Source organism: Pseudogracilibacillus auburnensis, from assembly GCF_003201975.1.
Classification (GTDB): Bacteria; Bacillota; Bacilli; order Bacillales; family Amphibacillaceae; genus Pseudogracilibacillus; species Pseudogracilibacillus auburnensis.
Genome location: NZ_QJJQ01000003.1, coordinates 144,752 through 166,344, shown reverse-complemented (window position 1 = coordinate 166,344; position 21,593 = coordinate 144,752). Strand labels below are relative to the sequence as shown.

20 protein-coding genes are annotated in these 21,593 nt (G+C 35.8%); all 20 read right to left on the bottom strand.

Going from position 1 to position 21,593, the window contains the following annotated elements; all coding sequences use genetic code 11:
* Positions 1-63: 63 nt before the first annotated feature.
* The 20 genes from DFR56_RS05740 to DFR56_RS05650 all read right to left on the bottom strand — a co-directional run bounded on the left by DFR56_RS05740 (position 64) and on the right by DFR56_RS05650 (position 21,593).
* A complete protein-coding gene (locus DFR56_RS05740) occupies positions 64-342 on the bottom strand; it encodes a DUF503 domain-containing protein (protein ID WP_110394485.1) in 279 nt (92 codons plus the stop codon).
* Positions 339-2,477, bottom strand: coding sequence for a translation initiation factor IF-2 (gene infB, locus DFR56_RS05735; RefSeq protein ID WP_110394484.1), 2,139 nt, complete (start codon positions 2,475-2,477; stop codon positions 339-341). The genes DFR56_RS05740 and infB overlap by 4 nt, the downstream gene beginning before the upstream one ends.
* Positions 2,478-2,497: 20 nt before the next feature.
* A complete protein-coding gene (locus DFR56_RS05730; protein ID WP_110394483.1) occupies positions 2,498-2,797 on the bottom strand; it encodes a L7Ae/L30e/S12e/Gadd45 family ribosomal protein in 300 nt (99 codons plus the stop codon).
* The gene (gene rnpM, locus DFR56_RS05725) at positions 2,787-3,065 is read right to left on the bottom strand and encodes an RNase P modulator RnpM (protein ID WP_110394482.1); all 279 of its coding nucleotides are present in this window, start codon (positions 3,063-3,065) and stop codon (positions 2,787-2,789) included. The genes DFR56_RS05730 and rnpM overlap by 11 nt, the downstream gene beginning before the upstream one ends.
* Before the next feature lie 15 nt (positions 3,066-3,080).
* The gene (gene nusA / locus DFR56_RS05720; protein ID WP_110394481.1) at positions 3,081-4,175 is read right to left on the bottom strand and encodes a transcription termination factor NusA; all 1,095 of its coding nucleotides are present in this window, start codon (positions 4,173-4,175) and stop codon (positions 3,081-3,083) included.
* Between the two features lie 16 nt (positions 4,176-4,191).
* Positions 4,192-4,662 carry a ribosome maturation factor RimP gene (rimP, locus tag DFR56_RS05715; protein WP_110394480.1) on the bottom strand — a complete coding sequence of 157 codons (471 nt, stop codon included), beginning with the start codon at positions 4,660-4,662 and terminating at the stop codon, positions 4,192-4,194.
* Between the two features lie 316 nt (positions 4,663-4,978).
* Positions 4,979-9,268, bottom strand: a complete 4,290-nt coding sequence (locus DFR56_RS05710) for a PolC-type DNA polymerase III (protein ID WP_110394479.1) — start codon at positions 9,266-9,268, stop codon at positions 4,979-4,981.
* A 694-nt stretch (positions 9,269-9,962) separates the two neighbouring features.
* Complete coding sequence (rseP, locus tag DFR56_RS05705) at positions 9,963-11,234, bottom strand: RIP metalloprotease RseP (protein WP_110394478.1); 1,272 nt, start codon at positions 11,232-11,234, stop codon at positions 9,963-9,965.
* Positions 11,235-11,317: 83 nt separating this feature from the next.
* The gene (locus DFR56_RS05700; RefSeq protein ID WP_110394477.1) at positions 11,318-12,103 is read right to left on the bottom strand and encodes a phosphatidate cytidylyltransferase; all 786 of its coding nucleotides are present in this window, start codon (positions 12,101-12,103) and stop codon (positions 11,318-11,320) included.
* Between the two features lie 16 nt (positions 12,104-12,119).
* Positions 12,120-12,878, bottom strand: a complete 759-nt coding sequence (locus DFR56_RS05695) for an undecaprenyl pyrophosphate synthase (protein ID WP_110394476.1) — start codon at positions 12,876-12,878, stop codon at positions 12,120-12,122.
* Between the two features lie 388 nt (positions 12,879-13,266).
* Positions 13,267-13,824, bottom strand: a complete 558-nt coding sequence (gene frr / locus DFR56_RS05690; RefSeq protein ID WP_110394475.1) for a ribosome recycling factor — start codon at positions 13,822-13,824, stop codon at positions 13,267-13,269.
* A gap of 2 nt (positions 13,825-13,826) precedes the next feature.
* Complete coding sequence (gene pyrH, locus DFR56_RS05685) at positions 13,827-14,549, bottom strand: UMP kinase (protein WP_110394680.1); 723 nt, start codon at positions 14,547-14,549, stop codon at positions 13,827-13,829.
* A gap of 100 nt (positions 14,550-14,649) precedes the next feature.
* Positions 14,650-15,534: a translation elongation factor Ts gene (gene tsf, locus DFR56_RS05680; RefSeq protein ID WP_110394474.1), complete on the bottom strand. Its 885-nt coding sequence runs from the start codon at positions 15,532-15,534 to the stop codon at positions 14,650-14,652.
* Between the two features lie 145 nt (positions 15,535-15,679).
* The gene (gene rpsB / locus DFR56_RS05675) at positions 15,680-16,435 is read right to left on the bottom strand and encodes a 30S ribosomal protein S2 (protein ID WP_110394473.1); all 756 of its coding nucleotides are present in this window, start codon (positions 16,433-16,435) and stop codon (positions 15,680-15,682) included.
* A 147-nt stretch (positions 16,436-16,582) separates the two neighbouring features.
* Positions 16,583-17,047 carry a DUF6115 domain-containing protein gene (locus DFR56_RS05670; protein WP_110394472.1) on the bottom strand — a complete coding sequence of 155 codons (465 nt, stop codon included), beginning with the start codon at positions 17,045-17,047 and terminating at the stop codon, positions 16,583-16,585.
* 10 nt (positions 17,048-17,057) lie between these two features.
* Positions 17,058-17,375, bottom strand: a complete 318-nt coding sequence (locus DFR56_RS22835) for a hypothetical protein (protein WP_158525512.1) — start codon at positions 17,373-17,375, stop codon at positions 17,058-17,060.
* Positions 17,376-18,226: 851 nt separating this feature from the next.
* Positions 18,227-19,594, bottom strand: coding sequence for a flagellar assembly protein A (locus DFR56_RS05665; protein ID WP_110394471.1), 1,368 nt, complete (start codon positions 19,592-19,594; stop codon positions 18,227-18,229).
* A gap of 14 nt (positions 19,595-19,608) precedes the next feature.
* Complete coding sequence (locus DFR56_RS05660; protein WP_110394470.1) at positions 19,609-20,400, bottom strand: FliA/WhiG family RNA polymerase sigma factor; 792 nt, start codon at positions 20,398-20,400, stop codon at positions 19,609-19,611.
* Between the two features lie 73 nt (positions 20,401-20,473).
* Positions 20,474-20,965, bottom strand: coding sequence for a chemotaxis protein CheD (locus tag DFR56_RS05655; protein ID WP_110394469.1), 492 nt, complete (start codon positions 20,963-20,965; stop codon positions 20,474-20,476).
* Positions 20,958-21,593 (bottom strand): chemotaxis protein CheC, encoded by a 636-nt coding sequence (locus DFR56_RS05650; RefSeq protein ID WP_110394468.1) that lies wholly within the window; start codon positions 21,591-21,593, stop codon positions 20,958-20,960. Before DFR56_RS05650 ends, DFR56_RS05655 begins: the two co-directional genes overlap by 8 nt.

Here is a 21,593-nt window from a genome sequence, read left to right as displayed (position 1 = left end):
CACCCCATTTTATGTTCATGACATGATAGAAAACATTTTCCTTACTTGTTTTGCTGCCTTTATTTATAAACGGTCGATCGTCGTAATCGTTCTTTCTAGTTCAGGGTCGTGATCGATTAATTTCAGTACTTCTTGCATCACTTTTTCTGCATGTTTTAGCTCATTGGAAACAGTCACAATCGCAAGTTTTGTTCGTTGCCATAGATCTTGATAATCAATCTCTGAAATAGATACGTTAAAATCTTTACGAATTTTCGCAATTAATCTCTTTAAAATAGAGCGTTTCGCTTTTAACGAATGAGTATGGTAGAGGATACATTCTATTTCAGCATATAGAATCATGTTCTGTCAATTTCCTCCATGACAAAAGCTTCAATGGTATCACCAGTTTTAATATCGTTAAAATCTTTAATCGTAATTCCGCACTCATAGTTTTGTACAACTTCACGGACATCATCTTTAAATCGTTTTAATGCCAAAAGTTCACCTTCATAAAGGACGACACCGTTTCTTATTAACCTTACATTCGCATTACGTGTTATTTTTCCATTTGTCACGTAACTTCCAGCAATTGTCCCGATTTTGGACACTTTAAATGTTTCTCTCACTTCTGCTTGACCAATTACCTTTTCCTCATATTCTGGATCAAGTAATCCTTTCATTGCTGCTTCCATCTCTTCAATCGCTTTATATATAACACGGTGCAAACGAAGGTCAACTTTTTCGGATTCAGCTGCTTTTTGTGCATTCACATCAGGTCTAACATTAAACCCGATGACAACTGCATTGGAAGCAGATGCTAAAATAACATCCGATTCTGTAATTGCCCCTACACCTGTATGAATGATATTAATTTGTACATTTTCGACTTCGATTTTACGAAGAGATGCGGCAAGCGCTTCTGCAGATCCTTGTACGTCTGCTTTGATAATAACGTTTAAATCTTTCATTTCACCTTGTTTAATTTGTTCAAATAAATCATCTAAACTGATTTTCGCTTGGGAACCACGGCTTTCAACAATATGTTGTTGTTGTCTCGTCTCCCCAATTTGCCGCGCTTTCCGCTCATCTGTAAATACTAAAAACTGATCACCTGCTTGAGGAACGGCATTAAGCCCCGTAATTTCAACAGGTGTCGATGGTTCAGCTTTATCGATTCGTTGACCTAGATCATTCACCATCGCTCTAACCCGGCCAAACGTGTTACCAACTACGATGGAGTCGCCAACGGATAAGGTACCATCTTGTACTAAAAGACTTGCGACCGCTCCACGTCCACGATCCAATTGGGCATCGATAACCGTACCAAATGCTGCTTTATTTGGATTTGCTTTTAATTCCTCCATTTCAGCAACGAGTAGAATCATTTCGAGTAATTCATCGATTCCTTCTCCTTTAATCGCAGAAATTGGGACAAAAATAGTGCTACCTCCCCAATCTTCAGGGATTAATTGATATTCAGTTAATTCTTGCATAACACGATCTGGATTGGCCGTTTCTTTATCCATTTTATTTACCGCAACAATAATTGGCACTTCAGCAGCTTTAGCATGATTGATCGCTTCAACTGTTTGTGGCATCACACCATCATCTGCAGCAACAACTAGAATAGCAATATCCGTAATTTGTGCTCCACGTGAACGCATACTCGTAAATGCTTCGTGACCAGGTGTATCTAAAAACGTTACCTTTTTTCCATCATTTTCCGCTTGATAGGCACCAATATGTTGCGTAATTCCACCAGCTTCACCTGCTGTTACTTTCGTATGACGGATGGAATCAAGCAATGTCGTTTTCCCATGGTCTACATGTCCCATAATTGTAACGACAGCGGGACGCTCGATTAGATCTTGTTCATCGTCCTCTTTTCGATATTTATCAAAATCGGTATCCTCTAAAATAATTTCTTTTTCAACTGTCACATTATAATCACTACAAATTAATTCTACGGCATCATCATCTAAATCTTGGTTTTTAGTCGCCATAATGCCTAAAAACATTAGTTTTTTAATAATTTCTGAAACATCTTTATGAAGTTTTTCTGCTAAACCATTCACTGTTAATGTTTCACTATAAACAATATGTTTAGGAGTTTCCTGAACTTGTTCCTGTTGTTTTATCTGCATAGCACCTTTTTTATTTCTTCCTTTTTGTTGTCTATTTTGTTGTCTGTTTTTTTGCTTATTTCCTTGTTTCTTTTGTTGGTTTTTAGACTGATTTGACTGTTGTTTTTGATGTTGTGCTGTTTTCTTACTTGCTTTTTCTGTTTGAGCTTGATTATTCGTTCCTCGAGACGTTTCTTTCGCCTTCGTTTCCTTGTTTTTATGGAACGTTTTTTCTAATTTGTTTCTCATTTCAGCCGTTATAGAAGACATATGGTTTGCAACTTCTACATCTAATTTTTTCAATTGCTCAATGACTTCTTTACTCGTCTTATTCTTTTCTTTAGCATATTCATATATTCGCATTTTACCCATACGTTCACCCCCAAATTTATTTACGAAAGTAGAGATTGTATTTTATTAGCGAACCCTCCATCTAATATAGCAATAGCGACTCTTTCCGACTTTCCTATCGCTTGTGCCAATGTGGCACGATCATCTACTTCAATATAAGGTACATGATATGAATTACATTTATCGATAAACTTCTTTTTCGTTTGTGGAGCTATATCGTTTGCAATTAAAAGTAGTTTTACTTTTTTTGCTTGAATATCTTTAACGATTAACGCTTCACCTGTTGAACATTTTCTAGCCCGATACGCTAATCCAACCATATTTAAATAATTATTGTTCATCTTGTTCACTCGTTAATTTACTTAAATCGTCATATAAGGACTCATCGATTTTCACTTGAAATACTTTTTCCAAGACTTTTTGTTCTTTCGCTTGTTGAATTACGTCTTGATCAATCGTTAAATAGGCGCCACGTCCATTTTGTTTTCCTGTCGGATCGATAAAAACTTCTCCATCTTTATTCCGGACGATTCGAATCATTTCCTTTTTCGGCTTTAATTCATTCGTAACTACACATTTCCGTTGAGGTATTTTTCTTTTTTTTGCCAATGTAAAATCCCCCCGCTAATCGAATAAAAAGTCGTCTTCGTCGATTTCTTGAATTTCCTCCGACAATAACCCTTCGTTTCTTGCAACTGATTCACTTTTAATATCAATTTTCCAACCTGTTAATTTAGCTGCTAATCGAGCATTTTGTCCCCGTTTGCCAATTGCTAGAGATAACTGAAAATCGGGAACAATAACCGTTGTAGCTTTATTTTCTTCATCTACTAATACATCAATTACTTTGGAAGGGCTTAAAGCATTTGAAACATAGACAACTGGATCTTCTGACCATTCAACAATATCAATTTTTTCACCATTGAGTTCATCAACGACTGCTTGAACTCGTTGTCCTTTAGGACCTACACAGGAACCGACTGGATCAACATCAGGATTACTTGCATATACGGAAATTTTGGAACGATCGCCAGCTTCACGTGATATCGACTTAATTTCTACTATACCATCATATATTTCTGGTACTTCCATTTCAAACAATCTTTTTAAAAGACCTGGATGAGAACGAGAAATATATATTTGTGGTCCTTTATTTGTGTTCTCTACCTTTGTGACGAATACTTTAATCCGGTCATGGACATGGTATTCTTCCGAAGAAATCTGCTCTGATTTCGCTAGTTTAGCTTCAATTTTCCCTAAATCAACATAGACGAAATTCGGATCTGTTCGTTGAATAATTCCCGTCATGACATCTTCTTCTCGGTCTGCATACTCACTAAAGATCACACCACGTTCTGCCTCTCTTACTCGCTGTGTGACAACTTGTTTAGCAGCTTGAGCAGCAATACGACCAAAATTTCTCGGTGTTACCTCGATTTCAACAATATCACCGACTTCATAGCTTAAATTAATTTCGCGTGCTGCATCAAGTGATATTTCTTCTTGTTCATCTTCCACTTCTTCGACTACCGTTTTTCTAGCATGAATTTGCATGGTCCCTTCTTCTTCATCGAATTTAACCGATACATTGTTTGCAGATTTGAAGTTTTTCTTATAAGCAGAGATTAATGCTGCTTCCAATGCTTCAAGTAAAATGTTTTTATCAATACCTTTTTCTTTCTCTAAATAATTAATTGCATTAAACAACTCACTGCTCAACCTTTATTTCCCCCTTTTATAACATCACAGCAAGCCTAGCTTTGGCAATTTTTTCAAAAGGAATCTCTACTTGCTTTATGCGATGCTTACATTTGTAATCAATTGTAGCAATATTGTTGGTGAAATCAGTTAATTTTCCTTCATATTCCTTTTCACCATCAATATGGACATATAGTGAAACAGACACATTTTCATTTATATGATCGATAAAGTCTTGTTTCGTTTTTAGTGGTTTTTCGGCCCCAGGAGAACTTACCTCCAAAAAATATGCGCCTTGGATTGGATCGTGCTCATCGAGCTTTTCACTGAGACGCTCTGATACAATCCCACATTCTGTTAAATCCACTCCACCGTCTTTATCAATATAAATACGTAAAAATGTATTTTTTCCTTCTTTTACATATTCTATATCAGCAAGACTTAAATGACGTTCTATTAAAACCGGCTCTAGTAAATCTTTTACTTCAGACAATACAGCTTCGCTCAATTCATTTCCTCCTTTACATCCTTCTTTCATAGTATGAACATGAATAAGATTTTTCATTTCAACAATTTTTGTATCACAATATGATGATGCTTATTTGAAAAACAGCATACACCTACCTAATCATATAAATCGTATCGTAACGCTCGCAAAGATAAAACCCTTGCCGAAACGAAGGCAAGGGGGCTGATTCTCGCTGTTTATAGAAGAAAGAGTGGGATTTCCCACTCTTTGTACTTGACATTAATTCGACATTCCTTTGCTATTATAGCATAAACCAAAAATGAATACAACGATTTTGGTAAATAAAGATAACATATTAAAAAAGCGATAATTGATTTTCCTCTTCCATGCCCTCTAAACAACCATGTGCATCTAGATATTGTAGCACTGTTTTGGAAATTTTGCTTCTTTCTCGTAAATCTTCTTTCGATAAAAATTCGCCATCTTCACGTGCTTTCACAATATTAATTGCCGCATTTGTTCCTAGACCATCTACCACATTAAATGGTGGGATTAAACTATTACCATCAACTAAAAACTCTGTTGCACTTGAACGATATAGATCGACACGTTGGAAATCAAACCCTCGTTCACACATTTCTAAGGAAACTTCTAAAACAGTTAACAAACTTCTTTCTTTTGGTGGAGCGTCATTTCCTTTTTCTTTAATCTCTTGAATTCTTTTTCGAAGGGCTTCCGCTCCGCGAACCATCGTATCTAGTTCAAAGTCACTCGCACGAATGGAAAAGTATGCAGCATAAAAGAATATCGGATAATGCACTTTAAAATAAGCAATTCGTACAGCCATTAGTACATATGCCGCCGCGTGTGCTTTCGGGAACATATATTTAATTTTTTTACAAGATTCAATATACCAATCGGGAACATTATTTTTTTGCATTTCCACAATCCAGTCATCTTGTAATCCTCGCCCTTTTCGTACTGATTCCATAATTTTAAATGCGAGCGATGCTTCGAGTCCTTGTTGCATTAAATAAACCATAATGTCATCTCGACAACCAATAACTTCCCCAATTTCACAAATTCCATTATTAATTAATTCTTGAGCATTACCAAGCCATACATCGGTACCATGAGAAAGTCCAGATATAATAACCAATTCCGCAAATGTACTCGGCTTCGTTTCCTCCAACATTTGTCTAACGAAAGAAGTTCCAAACTCAGGTACTCCAAGTGTGCCTGTTTTACAATCAATTTGCTCTGGTTTAATACCTAGTGGATCGGTACTTGAAAAAATACCCATCACTTCTTTATCATCAAGCGGAATTGTCCGTGGATCAATCCCACTTAAATCTTGTAGTTTACGAATAACAGTCGGATCATCATGACCGAGTATGTCTAACTTTAACAAATTATTTTCAATCGAATGGAAATCAAAATGGGTCGTTTTCCATTCACTTTTCCGATCATCTGCTGGATATTGAATTGGGGTAAAATCATAAATTTCTTTGTCTTTTGGTACAACAATAATTCCACCCGGGTGTTGTCCAGTCGTTCGTTTTACACCTGTACAACCGTGGACAAGTCGATCAATTTCTGCTCCTTTAAAATGGATATTTTTATCTGTTGCATATCCTTTTACATACCCGTATGCAGTTTTCATTGCAATCGTTCCAATCGTTCCAGCCCGAAAGACATTATCTTCCCCAAATAGTTCTTTCGTATAATTATGTGCTTTTGGCTGGTATTCCCCAGAGAAGTTCAAGTCAATATCCGGTACTTTATCCCCTTTAAAGCCTAAAAATGTTTCAAAAGGAATATCTTGTCCATCTTTCATTAACGGTTTATCACAATTTGGACATTGCTTATCTGGTAAATCGAAGCCACTTGCATATGACCCGTCAGTAAAAAACTGATGATAATGACAGCTTGTACAGACATAATGAGCTGGAAGTGGATTTACTTCGGTTATTTCTGTCATCGTCGCAACTAATGAAGAGCCGACAGAACCCCTTGAACCAACAAGATACCCATCCAATAACGATTTCTTTACTAGTTTATGAGAAATTAAATAGATAACTGCAAATCCGTGTCCAATAATACTATTAAGCTCTTTTTGTAGCCGGGCATCGACGATTTCTGGTAACGGTTTACCATAAATCGCTTCCGCATTTTGATAGGAAAGATTGCGAACTTCTTCTTCAGCCCCTTCAATACTAGGAGTATATAAATCTTCTTTGATCGGAGAAATTCTTTCTATTTTTGCTGCAACTTTTTGACTATTTGTCATAACGATTTCTTTTGCTTTCTCTTCCCCTAAAAAAGTAAATAATTGGAGCATTTCATCTGTTGTTCTAAAAGGAGTATTTGGTAATGTGACTCGATTTAACGGATTTCCTTTTTGGGAAGCAATTAAAATTTGGCGGTACATTTTTTCATGTTCATCAATATAATGAGCATTACTCGTTGCTACCACTAATGTATCTGTGCGTTTCCCTAGCTCCAATATGTTACGAATAATATCTAAAATTTGTGCTTCCGTTTGAATTAATTCCCTTTCGATGAGATGACCATAATTTTCTGGTGGTTGAACTTCTAAATAATCGTAAAACTGTGCAACCTCTTCCGCTTCATCGACCGATTTTTGCATTAATGTTTCAAAAATTTCCCCTTGATCACACGCAGAACCGACGAGGATTCCTTCCCGTAATTTATTTAATAAAGATCTGGGAATTCTCGGTACACGATAAAAATAGTTTGTATGAGAAAGGGAGACTAGTTTATATAAGTTTTTTAGTCCAATTTCATTTTTAGCAAGTAGCACACAGTGAAATGGACGCGAGTGTTGATAACTATCTCCTTCTCCCATATGATCGTTTAACTGATTTAGATTTTCTATTTTTTCTTCATACAATAATTCTACTAGCTTCCAAAATAAAAAACCCGTTGCTTCCGCATCATAAATAGCCCGGTGATGTTGAGTTAATTCGACATTCATATGTTTACACAGTGTATTTAAGCGATGATTTCCTAAATCAGGAAGTAAAAAACGAGCTAACTCAAGTGTATCAATGACAGGAGTGTCTATTTTTTTAATGCCAATTTTGGCGTACCCTTGATTTAAAAAACCAATATCAAATGTTGCATTATGAGCAACTAAGACACTATCGCCCACCCAATCATAGAATCGCCTTAATACATCATCTACCTCTGGTGCACCGACGAGCATATCATCTGTTATTCCGGTAATTTCAATTATTTTATCAGGTAAAGCTCGGTGCGGATTAGCAAAGCTTTCAAAACGATCAATAATTTCTCCATTGTGCAATTTTACCCCTGCAAGCTCGATGATCGTATCATAGACAGGAGAAAGTCCAGTCGTTTCCACGTCAAAAACAACATAAGTACCTTCTTTTAAGGCCAAATCAACCGGTTGGTAAGCAATTGGTATCCCGTCATCAACAACATTAGCCTCTACTCCGTAAATAACTTTTATATCATGGTTATTTCCTGCCATATGTGCTTCTGGAAAACCTTGGACTGCAGCATGATCGGTAATTGCGATCGCTTCATGCCCCCACTTTGCTGCTTGTTCGATTAGCCTAGTTGGACTAACGACCGCATCCAACTGACTCATTGATGTGTGGGCATGTAACTCTACTCGTTTTTCCCCATCCTTCGCTTGATCTTGTCGTAACTCGACAGAAATTTGCTGGATATCATTTGCCATCATCGTTAATTCGTTTGAATATAAGTCTGTTTGAATCCGTCCACGAGCCTTTACCCATATTCCTTCTTTAGCAAGTGCAAACATTTGTTCATCTTCATCATTTCTGGAAAATAGTTTAATTTCTAAGGAATCTGTGTAATCTGTCACTTTTAATATTAATAAACTACGTCCCGAGCGTAGCTTTCGTACTTCTGAAATAAAAACAAAACCTTGGACAGTGATGCGACGTTCCTCTTCAATAATTTCTTCCATATGAACTGGTTCATCTTGTATTTGATAGCCGATAATAAAGTTTTGAGCCACTTGCTTTTTACCATTTCGTTCTCTTTTTTCTTGTTCTTGTTTCATTGTACTGACAATTTTTTTATCTTCTTCGGTCGTTTGCTTACGAAAGTTTTCCAGTTCTTTCTGTTCTGTCTTCACGTGAAAAGCTAAAGGGTATTTTTTCAATCCTACCTTTTCGCAAAACTGTTGAAACGGCTGTTCAATTCTTCTCTTTAAAGAAACAGCCTCGGCTTCCGTTTTTACAGAAATATGTATCTGTTCATTTTCCATTATCAGCTCTTGATGCTGTAATAATTCCATATGCGCTGGTAGTAGATCTGGAAGAGACTTTAGAAAGTGTTTCCAGTAGAGCTTTACGTCCTTTTCTTCACAATCTAGATGAACATTATGTAAGGTTAGTTGCACAGTTGCAATGGCTTGAAATGATTGCTGTAATTGCTCGTAAAATAAAGAATAAACCTCAAATGGTAAAACTTGTTGAACTTCGATATGAAAATGCCAAATTTTTTCCTGTTTAAATACAATTAATTTCGTTATTTTACTATCTTTAAAGTGCGTTTCAATTATTTCAGCTGGAAGTTGTAATTGTTTCAGTAATATCTCCATTTTCGCCTGATTTGAAAGGCTCATCTCTCATTCCTCCAGTTCTATTTAGGGCCTCCTGAACAACTAAAAATCGTTCCACACTACCGTTTTCTTCCGTGAAATGTGACCATACCCCTTAGCGTGTACGGGAGGACACTGAAAAAGTCCCTTTGCTGTTGATTTCCACTTCAAGTGGACGCTTTCCACGGGCAACCCCGGGCTTCCTGCGGGATTTTCGGTTGTTGCTTTTCCCGCTGGAGTCGCCACCTTACGTTCCAATCAACTAAGTATGCTCATAACCTTTAGTTTTTCAGTAGCTCGTGCACGGCGCTCTGTCTTCGACGTACAATGTTTATTACGACGAGTAATCGTAGTCGCAAAAATTTTCGATGAGACGAGCGGAATGTGCAGTCCGAAGACGTGCTAGTACGGGTGTTGCTATTCCCGTTAAAGTCAGTCACTTTCGCTCCAAACAACTAGGCTAGTTCATTGCAGTAGGTTTCTAGTTTCAATATACGTACAACAACGGTTTTTTCGTAAAGTAGCCAAAATCCTTGCACTTTTAAAATGGTAAGCATCTATCCTGTTTCTCTTGGAAATACCATTAAAAAACACTATGTTCTAGCGATTTTATGCATAAGGTGCCTTTGCCTTGCTTTCATTTTAGCAACGCCTATTTAGCATTAGGATCAGAAATAAAACATGGCTTTCCAACTAAAAGCAAGAAAGCCATCATCCATTATAGAAAAAGACGTTGAATATCGTTCCATGTTACGACGATCATAAGTAACATTAACAGAGCAAAACCAATGACGTGAACAAGTCCTTCTTTTTGTGGATCAATTGGTTTTCCACGTACTGTTTCAATCGCGACGAATAGGAGACGCCCTCCATCTAGTGCGGGAAGCGGAACTAAATTGATGATTCCTAAATTGATACTTAACATTGCTGTCCACATTAAGAAATTCATAAACCCGGTTTGGACTACTTTATCTGTAACATCATAGATGCCGACAGGTCCTGAAAGCATGTCAATGGATAACTGTCCTGTAACTAGCATGAATAAATTAGTTAATATTAATTTTGTCGTATGATATGTTTGCATAAAACCATATTTAAACGTTCCTAAAAATGACTTTTCAAATCCAGGAGCTAAACCTACTCCAATTTGCCCAACTTTTGCTTTTGCATCTTCTCTTTCCACTTCTTTTGGAATAACGGTTAGTTCTTCTGTCTGTTCTGCTCGCTTTAAGACAAGATCAATTTCTTTATTTGCGCTTTTTTCAATAATAGATATAAATTCTTCCCGAGAAGAAATGGAGCTACCTTCGATTTGAATAATTTCATCTCCAGATTGAATTCCCGCTGCTTCAGCAGGGCTATTAGGTTGAACTTCTCCAATAAAGGTCTGATCATTAGGAACACCTTGGACAAGACCAATGATGATAAAAATGACGATCGCCAAAATAAAGTTCATCATGGGGCCAGCAAATAATTGCATCGCTCTTTGCCCGACCGTTTTAGAAGCAAATTGTCGGTCATATGGGGCAATTTGTGTTTCTCTCTCATCCATAATAAAAAATGCTTTTCTGTCAACAGAAAATCGTTTTCTTTCCGACTCGTCTCCAATATCATAACCATCAATAATAAGTTCATGGTCTAAATCAACAGACTCTACTTCTATTAGATGAGCATTTGGGTGCTTATCTTTATTATTAACGATTATTTTATCCACTTTTCCGTCCTGATTAAACTCTAGCCCAATATGATGTCCAGGTTTTAATTCGATAATCTCTGGATCATCACCTGCGACACGTACATATCCACCAATTGGTAATAAACGAATCGTATATAATGTTTCATTTTTTGTAAAAGAAAAAATTTTCGGACCAAATCCAATTGCAAATTCACGTGCTAACATACCAGCTCGTTTTGCAAAAATTAAATGACCCCATTCGTGGACAGATACGAGAAGTCCAAACATTAAAATGAATGCAATAACCGTATTCAAAGAAAACACTCCTTTTATTCTTGAGACAAATTAAGAAATCTTTGCAAATATGGATCGTATAATTATGTTCACGTTGAACATAATTATACAAATTGCAAAATATGTAAAACAATTACTACAAAAAGCAAACTATCTAGCCTATCTAATATTCCACCATGTCCAGGAAATATTTTTCCAGAATCTTTCACATCATAATGCCGCTTTATTGCTGAGGCGACTAAATCACCAATTTGTCCAAAAATTGAAATGACGATCGTAATGAAAATAATAGTAATAAGCGATTGTTCGAAAGGATAAATCAAATGAAAACTAATTCCAACGACTAACGCAATTCCTATTCCACCAATTGCCCCGCCAATTGTTTTATTTGGACTAATATCTGGCCAAAGCTTTCGTTTTCCAAAAGCCTTCCCGACAAAATATGCACCTGAATCTGTCGCCCAAATAACAAAAAGAATAAACAAAAAGTAGTTTAATCCGACAAATCGTGTATTCATTAAAAAGTAAAAGGCTGTTCCAATATAAATTGTCGCTAGTAACAAAAAGCTTGCTTGATCAAATGTAAATCGATTTTTTGATAAAACAGTAATGGTGAGAAGAAGTACAACAAATAAAACAATGACTTCGAATTTGGTGATCGTAAACGTATAAACCATTATTTCCGGACTAGGGAATAGCAAGAGCCATAAAAACACCGTTGAAATAAGTAAGTATAGCCATCCTTTTTCGGCATGATACATTCTCATTAACTCAAATAGGGCGACTGTTGCTAAAAAATAGGCAATAACGATAAAGGGCCAGTGACCGTATACGATAATTGGTGCTATGATAATTAAGGCGATGAACGCAGTTAAGATTCGTTGCTTCATGATTGATTCAACTCCCTCATATTCCCCCATATCTTCTTTTACGACTTTGATAATCAAAGAGGGCTTGTTCAAATATTTCTTCATTAAAATCCGGCCATAATACATCCGTAAACCAAAATTCTGCGTAAGCCAACTGCCATAATAAAAAATTACTTAATCGTTGCTCGCCACTTGTTCTAATGAGTAAATCAGGATCTTGCATCTTATTCGTATACAAATAGTTTGAGAAAACTTCCTCATTCAGATTTTCAATGTTCATTTTACCGTTATCCAAATCCAGAGCAACATGCTTGATTGCCCGCATGATTTCATATCTACTTCCATAGTTTAATGCAAAGTTTAATAATAAACCATCATTATTTTTTGTTTTTTCTTTCGCGTGGTTAATCGCGTCTTTTGTATGGTTGGGCAATTTGTCAAATTCACCGATCGTATCAATTTTTACATTGTTTTCGATCATTTCTGGTAAATAGATATGCGAAAATTCTTTTGGGAGTTTCATTAAAAAATCCACTTCTGGTTTTGGTCTTTTCCAATTTTCCGTGGAAAAAGCATATAAAGTTAAAATTTTCACCTCATGTTTAACGGCAGCTCGTACTATCTTTTGAACGACAGTCATGCCTTCTTTATGACCTGCTATACGTGGTAGACCTTTCTTGCTTGCCCATCTTCCGTTTCCATCCATAATGATCGCAATATGATTAGGTACATTTTCAAGTCGAGTCTTTTCTACCACTTTTTGTTTACTGTTAAAAAAAGAAAACCATTTAGACATCTTCTATCCCCCAAAAGGATTGAACTCGTATATTAATTACAATTTCATAGATTTTTATTATTTTATATGCGTTACATAAATTATATGACTATCTATTTGTAATTATTATTTTCAGGTTCGGAGTAGAAATCCTTTGTCTTTATTTTGCATTCTGCACGTAGGAGTATGACTAAAGTTTATGTTCCCAATACATACCTTAGCCTCCCTCTAAATTATACTCAATTGTACATTAAAAAGTGAAATAAAAGCCCTCTTGAATCAAGAGGGCGGCTTTGATCAATTTTTTATCTGTGGTGCTATTATTTTAAACGCTTGTTGTAAAAGCAGCGTAATAAGAATGATAGTGCACCTTAAATAAAGTACGTATTTTACTTATGTTTTTTATTTTTTAAACTTCCATAATCTCTGTTTCTTTATTTGTTGCTAGTTGATCAATTTCAGCAATGAAACGATCTGTTTCTTTTTGTACATTATCTTGTGAAGTGCGTAGTTCATCTTCTGTAATAACTGTATCTTTTTCCAACTTCTTTAACTGTTCATTTGCTTCCCGACGAATATTTCTCACTTGAACTCTGGACTCTTCGGCATATTTGCCAACAACCTTTGTTAAGTCTTTTCTTCTTTCTTCTGTTAAGGCTGGAATATTAATCCGAATAACATTGCCATCACTTGAAGGTGATAAACCAAGATCCGCTTTTTGAATCGCTTTTTCAATATCACCGACAGATGATTTATCAAATGGAGTAATGACAAGAAGTCTCGCCTCTGGTGCCCCAATTTGAGCTAGTTGATTTAAAGGTGTAGGTGCACCATAATAGTCGACAAATACAGTATCAAGTAAACTTGGATTTGCTCGTCCTGCACGTACTGTAGCAAGATTTCGTGTAAAGGCTTGGATCGCTGTTTCCATTTTATCACGCATATTTTTTAACACATCATTTGGCATCCTTATTTCCCCCTTATTGTCGTTCCAAGTACTTCCCCTTGAACGACCCTTTTAATGTTACCTTCTTCTGTAATAGAAAATACGATTAATGGGATATCATTATCCATACATAGTGATGAAGCGGTTGAATCCATTACTTCAAGTCCTTCATTCAACATGTCCATATAAGATAGTTTATCATATTTTTTAGCTTGTTTGTTTATTTTCGGGTCATCACTATATACCCCGTCAACATTATTTTTTGCCATTAAAATCACTTCTGCTTCAATTTCTGCTGCCCTGAGTGCTGCTGTCGTATCTGTTGAAAAGTACGGATTTCCAGTTCCAGCAGCAAATATTACAACGCGTTTTTTCTCTAAATGTCGGATTGCCTTCCTTCTTATGTAAGGTTCCGCAACTTGTCTCATTTCAATCGAAGTTTGTACTCTCGTAGGTATCCCCATCGATTCTAAACTGTCTTGTAATGCGAGTGAATTCATTACCGTTGCAAGCATTCCCATATAATCAGCATTTGCACGATCCATTCCCATCTCACTACCTACTTTACCTCGCCATATGTTTCCGCCACCAACAACAATAGCGATTTCAATGCCTAACTCAGCTACTTCTTTCACTTGTTGTGCAATGGACTGAATGACACCAGGCTCAATTCCATATCCTTTATCACCACTAAGGGCTTCACCACTTAACTTTAGTACAATTCTACGATAGCGCGCTGTCATAATAACCTCCACAAAGCATAATATTATTTAGTTGAATCAAATTCTGTAACTTTTATGTTGAGAAATAGGGAACACCACCGTGTCCCCTATTTAATCTTAAAAATTACTTTTTCATTTGGCTCATTACTTCTTCAGCAAAGTCTTCTTCTTTTTTCTCAATTCCTTCGCCAACTTCATAACGAACAAATTCTTTCACTGTTGCACCTTTATCTGAAACAAATTTCTTTACTTTTACATCTGGGTCTTTAACGAATTGTTGATCTAATAAGCAAATTTGTTCGAAAAACTTACCTAAGCGACCTTCAATCATTTTCTCTACAATATGTTCAGGTTTCCCTTCATTCAATGCTTGTTCTTTTAAGATTTCTCTTTCCCTATTTACTTCGTCTTCTTTTACATCCTCACGTGAAACATAGCTCGGATTTGCAGCCGCAATGTGCATTGCTACATCTTTAGCAACTTCTTCATCTGTTGTACCTTCAACCACAGTTAATGCACCAATTCGTCCACCCATATGCAAGTAAGAACCGAAAGCATCGTTATCTGTTTTAGTTAAAAGAGCAAAACGGCGTAACGTAATTTTTTCTCCAATCGTAGCTACAATAGAGTTAATATATTCTTCGGCCGTTTGACCAACTGCTTCAACCGTTTCCTGTAAAGCCGCTTCTAAATTTGCAGGCTTGTTTTTCGCAATATGACTCGCTAAATCAGCAACTAACTTTTGAAATTTATCGTTTTTTGTAACAAAGTCTGTTTCACAGTTAACTTCTAATAAAACAGCGTCATTTCCATTTACTTCGATGAAAGCTGTACCTTCAGCAGCGATACGTCCAGCTTTCTTAGCCGCTTGAGCTGCACCACTTTTACGTAAAAAATCAACCGCTTCCTCCATATTTCCATTTGTTTCTGTTAGTGCTTTTTTACAATCCATCATACCTGCACCAGTTTTTTCACGTAACTCTTTTACCATTTTTGCAGTTATAGCCATTTTATTTTCCTCCCGTTATGAATCTTTTTCCATAGTTTATACATCTTTTGGATGAACAAACCAGAAAATGCGTTCTTTCGTCTTCATTTCTGTAAAAAAGGTGATAAAAGGTTGTCCCCTTATCACCTCTTGCTAGCAAAAATTATTATTCTTCTACAGCTACTTCTTCCGCTTCTTTTACTTCTTCCTTTGTTACTGCTTCTGTTTCCTCTAACTCTGTTCCTTGCTTTCCTTCAACGACAGCATCGGCCATTTTACCTGTTAATAATTTAACGGCACGAATTGCATCATCGTTTGCTGGAATAACATAGTCTATTTCATCTGGATCACAGTTTGTATCAACAATTCCGATAATCGGAATACCAAGTTTACGAGCTTCTGCAATTGCAATACTTTCCTTACGTGGGTCAATAACAAAAAGCGCATCCGGTAACTTTTTCATATCTTTAATTCCGCCTAAAAACTTCAAAAGGCGTTCTTTTTCTTTCAATAAGTTAACTGTTTCTTTTTTTGGAAGAACATCAAAAGTTCCGTCTTCTTCCATACGCTCAATTTCTTTTAATCGATTGATACGTTTACGAATTGTTTGGAAATTTGTTAACGTACCACCTAACCAACGTTGGTTTACGTAAAACATTCCTGAACGGTTTGCTTCTTCACGAACAGATTCTTGTGCTTGTTTTTTCGTTCCAACGAAAAGTACTGTTCCACCATCTTCCGCAAGTTGTCTTACGAAATTATAAGCTTCTTCGATTTTTTTAACCGTCTTCTGAAGGTCGATGATATAAATACCATTTCTTTCTGTAAAAATGTATTTCTTCATCTTTGGATTCCAGCGACGAGTTTGGTGACCGAAATGAACACCAGCTTCTAGTAATTGCTTCATTGAAATAACTGACATTTAAATTTCCTCCTTTGGTTTTTCCTCCGTTTAAATCTTGTTTCTATATAACCGAATGAAACGGCACCATATATAGAAATCATTAAACGTGCGTAATCTTTGTCAATTTATTACCACTGATTAAAGTAACATATTAAAAACAATTTATCAAGTATTTTCAGCTTTATTGCTATGTAATTTTAGAATTAATGCAACCTCTGTTTTACCACGGTTTAATGTTTTAGCAATGTCATCAATTGATTGCCCTTGGTTATACATACTAAAAATTTTACTTTCTATAGAAGTTTCTAAAAGTTGATCGTTTTTTTCTTCTTGTAATAAATTGAAAAAATTGTTCTCTTTATAATGTTCAGCCTTATTTGTTATCGATCTGTTTTTAGTAAGAGTCATTTCTTCTTTTTTTCCTTCGTTTTTTGGAGGTGGTTCGTTTATTAACTGACTTTGCAAACGTTCATTTTCTATTCGAATCTCTTTAAGAAAATCCGCAAATAATATTTCGAGTTCCTGGTCCTTACTACGTTTAGATAGCTGTAATTGTTGATATAAATGATAAACTGCCATAATAAGTGTAATGTGCAGTAAAAAACTAATGATGAGTAATAATGAAACCATGTAATCCCTTCTATCCACTATAATCAAATTTTGTTCCTAAATAAGGATGATCTACTTTTTGTTCATTGTCTTGATTGTTTTTTTGTTTCTGCTTTTTTTGTTTTTGCTCTTCTTCTCGTTTACTCGTTTCATCCTCATCGTTTATCATTTTCTTTTCCACATTGTCAAATTCATTTACTCTTGAGCGATTGATTATTTCTTCACGTAACTGTTGTTGGGTTAGAGTATCTTGAAATTGCTGAGATTGCCTCATCATTTGATCTTGCATTTTCCCTGCATCCTGTGATCTCGGAATCGCTACTTGCAATTCAATTGACTTAAAACTCATCTACTATCCCCACCCTTTAATTATTGAGAAATAATTATTGGTATGATTATATCACAAGCTCAACTTTTGCAGAGTAAATGGACAAAAAGTCTTCATAGAATAAAGTAGGATGAAGATACAGTGCTCAAGTTGACTTCCGATTAATTGTTTGCTCTAAGCGGTTTGTACATATTTAGACTCCACCCGCTTTTTTCGTTAAGTCTGTTGCTATTAACACACACTTGAAATAAACTACGCAGTAACTTCAATTAGTGAGATGTCCCGTCGCTATGGAAAGACACTCCGCTTTCACCACAGGGCATAAGAACGACATCTATTCAACCTACGCTATCGCTTGCTTTCACAGTGTCTCTTTTACCGCGGGCGGCTGATAAGCCTAAGGCTTTTACAAGGCTGCTGAAAAAGTCCCCAAGGTTTGTGTACATGTGTTCCACCCGAATCCACTTCGCTTTCCGCGGGCAACGCCTCAACTAATTTCAAACGTTTTATTCAAAACATTTGAAATGGATTTTCGGCTGTTGCTTTTCCCGCTGGAGTCTTCGTGAATTCGGATTCCACACAAACGGAATGTTGACTTTTTTCATCCTATTGAATTAGTGATACAACCGGCATGGAAAACATGCCTTTTGGTCATTAAAACAACCTAGCAGTTACGTCGCAGTTTAGTTCTTATGTGTAATAAGCAACAAGTCTATTTGGTAGGAGAAGTTTTCGCATTATCTATCCTTTGAAAAGCAGTTTATTATACCAAGGTTGTCATGGATATAGTTGGAAGTATCCCGAGCATAACCAAGCAAACTGTTTAAATTCATTTTATTGGTGCGAAAGTTTAGTTACAAGGTGACAAATTGTTAATAAGGTGAAATCGCAATATCATTTCTTTCCATTTTAATCGTAACATTATCATAGTTTCTGTCAATTGTTCGCCGATATTTTCCGAAAGAAACGACCGCATTTGGAAAAATGGTTCCTTTTACTTTTAAGAAAGTATCTTCAAGACTACCTAGACTAGCATTGATCGATTCTAGTTGACTATCAATATCATCGAGTTGTTCTTTCGTTTTATTAAATGAATGCCTCAATTTTAAAAGTGTTATCCTATTTTGACTATTTTTCAAATGTGTTTCTTTTTCCATTTTAGCTTTTAATAATTGTAATTTACGCAAATTGTCCTTTAAATTTTCTTTCTCTGTTTCCAATTTAACTTGCTCATCAAATAATTTCTTGTCCACACCAAAAGATAGCTCTGTTAGCGTATTCATTCTATTCCCAATATCTTTTCCTTTAATAGCTCTTCCTGCTGATAAGACACCGCCAATTATATTTCCTCGTTGACATTTTATATCAACTCTAGCAGAACATTCACTATGAAGGATAGAATTTTCAACTAAAATACTATTTCCCGCAATTACATTTCCTTGGTTTATGTAGCCAATATGCACATCTTCATTTGCTTGAATGGTTCCTGTTTTCAGCCCCGCCATTCCTTCAGAAATAAATACGGAACCTTCTGCGATAATAGTTGCAGCTTCCACAAGACCAAATATCTTAATATCTCCTGATGCTTTCACTGTAAAACCGGTCGGCACATCTCCTCGAATGACGACCGTTCCGACAAAATCAATATTGCCGGTTTTCATCGAAATATCTTCATGTACTTCATAAACAGTATAAACATTGATTGACTTTACACCAAAATTCACTTGTCCTTCAGCTGTCGCATAAAAAGTTTGGTCTGTTTCACTAAATCTTACATTTTTACCTGGTCTCATTAAAACTGGTTTGCCAGGTCTTGCTAAAACATCTTTGCCGAAGACGTTTTTACCGTTCTTTCCTTTGGAAGGGGGGATAATCGTGGCAAGCTTATCCCCTTTTTGTACAGTTGGTATACGCATTACCTCTCGAAAATCCCAGCCATCTGAACGGTCAATTTCCGTATTTAGATCAAGTTTATAGATGAGCTTACCGTCTTTCCCATCTTCTTTAGAAATCCCTTTTGCAATCGATACCGGAAAATGGTGAGAAGAGATATTGGTTGTAATTTCAGCGATTTTTTGTTCATCAATACCAAATACAATATTATTTTCTTTCAACATCTCCATTAATTCTGCACAATTTATGTTTATACTTCTCGCTTCTTCTGGTTCATTGTAATATAATTCTGCACTTAATTGATCTTTTGCTATTTTTATGTCAAATAGCTCATGTAAGTCCTTCATATTTTTTCCCCCTTTCAAGGAGTAGGTGAATATGAAACGCGCATTTTTTCCAGGATGTTTTTAAGCTTAAAAATGGCTCGTTTATGGATCTGTGAAATTCTTGATGTCGTTAAATTTAATACTTGTCCAATTTCCGTTAATGTTAGTTGCTCTACATAAAATAAACTAATCACAATTTGTTCGTTTTTATTCAGTTCTTTAATGCCATTACTTAATTCCTCTTTGAGCTCTATATATAGAACTTGTTCGTCTGGAGAAATGGAATGATCATCCACAATTGTTGCGCCTATCGTTGTCATATCCTCAGAATCTACCTGCGTATATTTTGTATCGATTGAAATAACATTAGCAAATAAAGTATTACTAATAGTCGATTCGACTTCCTCTTGCTCCATTCCTAATTCATTAGCAATATCTTCGGAAGTAGGCGTTCGTTTTAATTGTTGCTCTAATTCTTCACTTACTTTTTCAATTTTCTTCGCTTGATCTCTTAATGATCTTGGTAACCAGTCCTCTTTTCGTAATCCATCCATAATAGCTCCACGTACTCTAATCGTTGCGTACGTATCAAACTTTAAATTACGGGTAGGATCAAACTTATTTAGCGCATCATATAAGCCCATTAACCCTAAGCTCTTTAGGTCATTTTTATCGTAACTGACCGGAATATAGCTAGCTACTCTCTCTACATGAAACTGAACTAAATACATATAGTGATCTAACAGTCCATTTGCAGCTTCTTCGTCGCTATTTTCAATCCAATTATTCCATAACTCTTGAACATAATGGGAGTTATTTGCTGACATCTTTTGCTCCTCCCCGCTTTTGCTACAGAACACCCATCATGTACTATTTGATGTTTGTTCTGATAACTATTTATTAGATTAATTTTTCGCCCTTATTGACAGTTCGTATTTTTAAATTCCCAGAAATCGGGTCAAATTCTATCGTTCTACCACTGTTTCCACCCACATCAGATGCTACAATTGGTATACGATGCATATGAAGTATTTTTGTCACAGCTTCTACATTTCTCGGACCAATTCTCATTACGTCAGTTGCCGAATTCAATTGAAACATTTGCGCTCCACCAGCTATTTTAGCTTTGATACTAAATTTCCTTACATCCTTTTCTATGAGTTTATCAATTAAAATGTCGATTGCCGTATCCGCATATTTATATTTATTATAATTTTTTTGTTTTGTTAAACTTGAGTCAGGAAGCATAATATGAGCTAGTCCTGCTACTTGTTTCGTTAAATCATATAAAACAATACCAACACAGGATCCTAAACCCGAAGTACGTATTTTATCAGGTGATTGGATAATATTTAAATCAGCAATCCCCACTTTTACGACGGTCTTATTCATGTTGATTAAGTCCTAATGCACTAAATAGTTCTGGAATGGATGCTGGATCTGGTATTAATAAGAAATGACCTTTTGCACCTTCTCCTTCTTCATTCCCGGTAATTTTTGTATCGATAATAATGGCATAATCAGTTACTTGAGATAATTCAATTAACCCAGTAACTAAAGTAGCAGCCGCCATATCGATACTTAAGTATGGTATTGTAGGCTTCATATTTAATTGTGTAAAATCGGCTAAGGCAGATAAATAAGATCCTGTTAATATGTTGGCAACTTCTTGTAAAACCGAAACGGCTAATTCGTCTGTTTCCCCATTTTCTAAAATGGACAGTTCGTTATTCATTGTCATTTGACGAACTAAATATTCCGCTTCTTTCAATGTTAAGACGAAGTAAACAGTGCCGGTAATTTCTCCTTTAATTCTAAAGAAAATCGCGACAATGAGCTTTTCTGGTCCACCAATAATGTCCATCATTTCATTGATTGTAACTACCTTTACAGAAGGTACTTTCATCATGACTTGTTTATTAATTAGTTGTGACATAGAAGTAGTTGCATTACCAGCACCGATATTACCAATTTCTCGTAATACATCTATTTGTAAGTCTGATAATTTCTTTGACTTCAT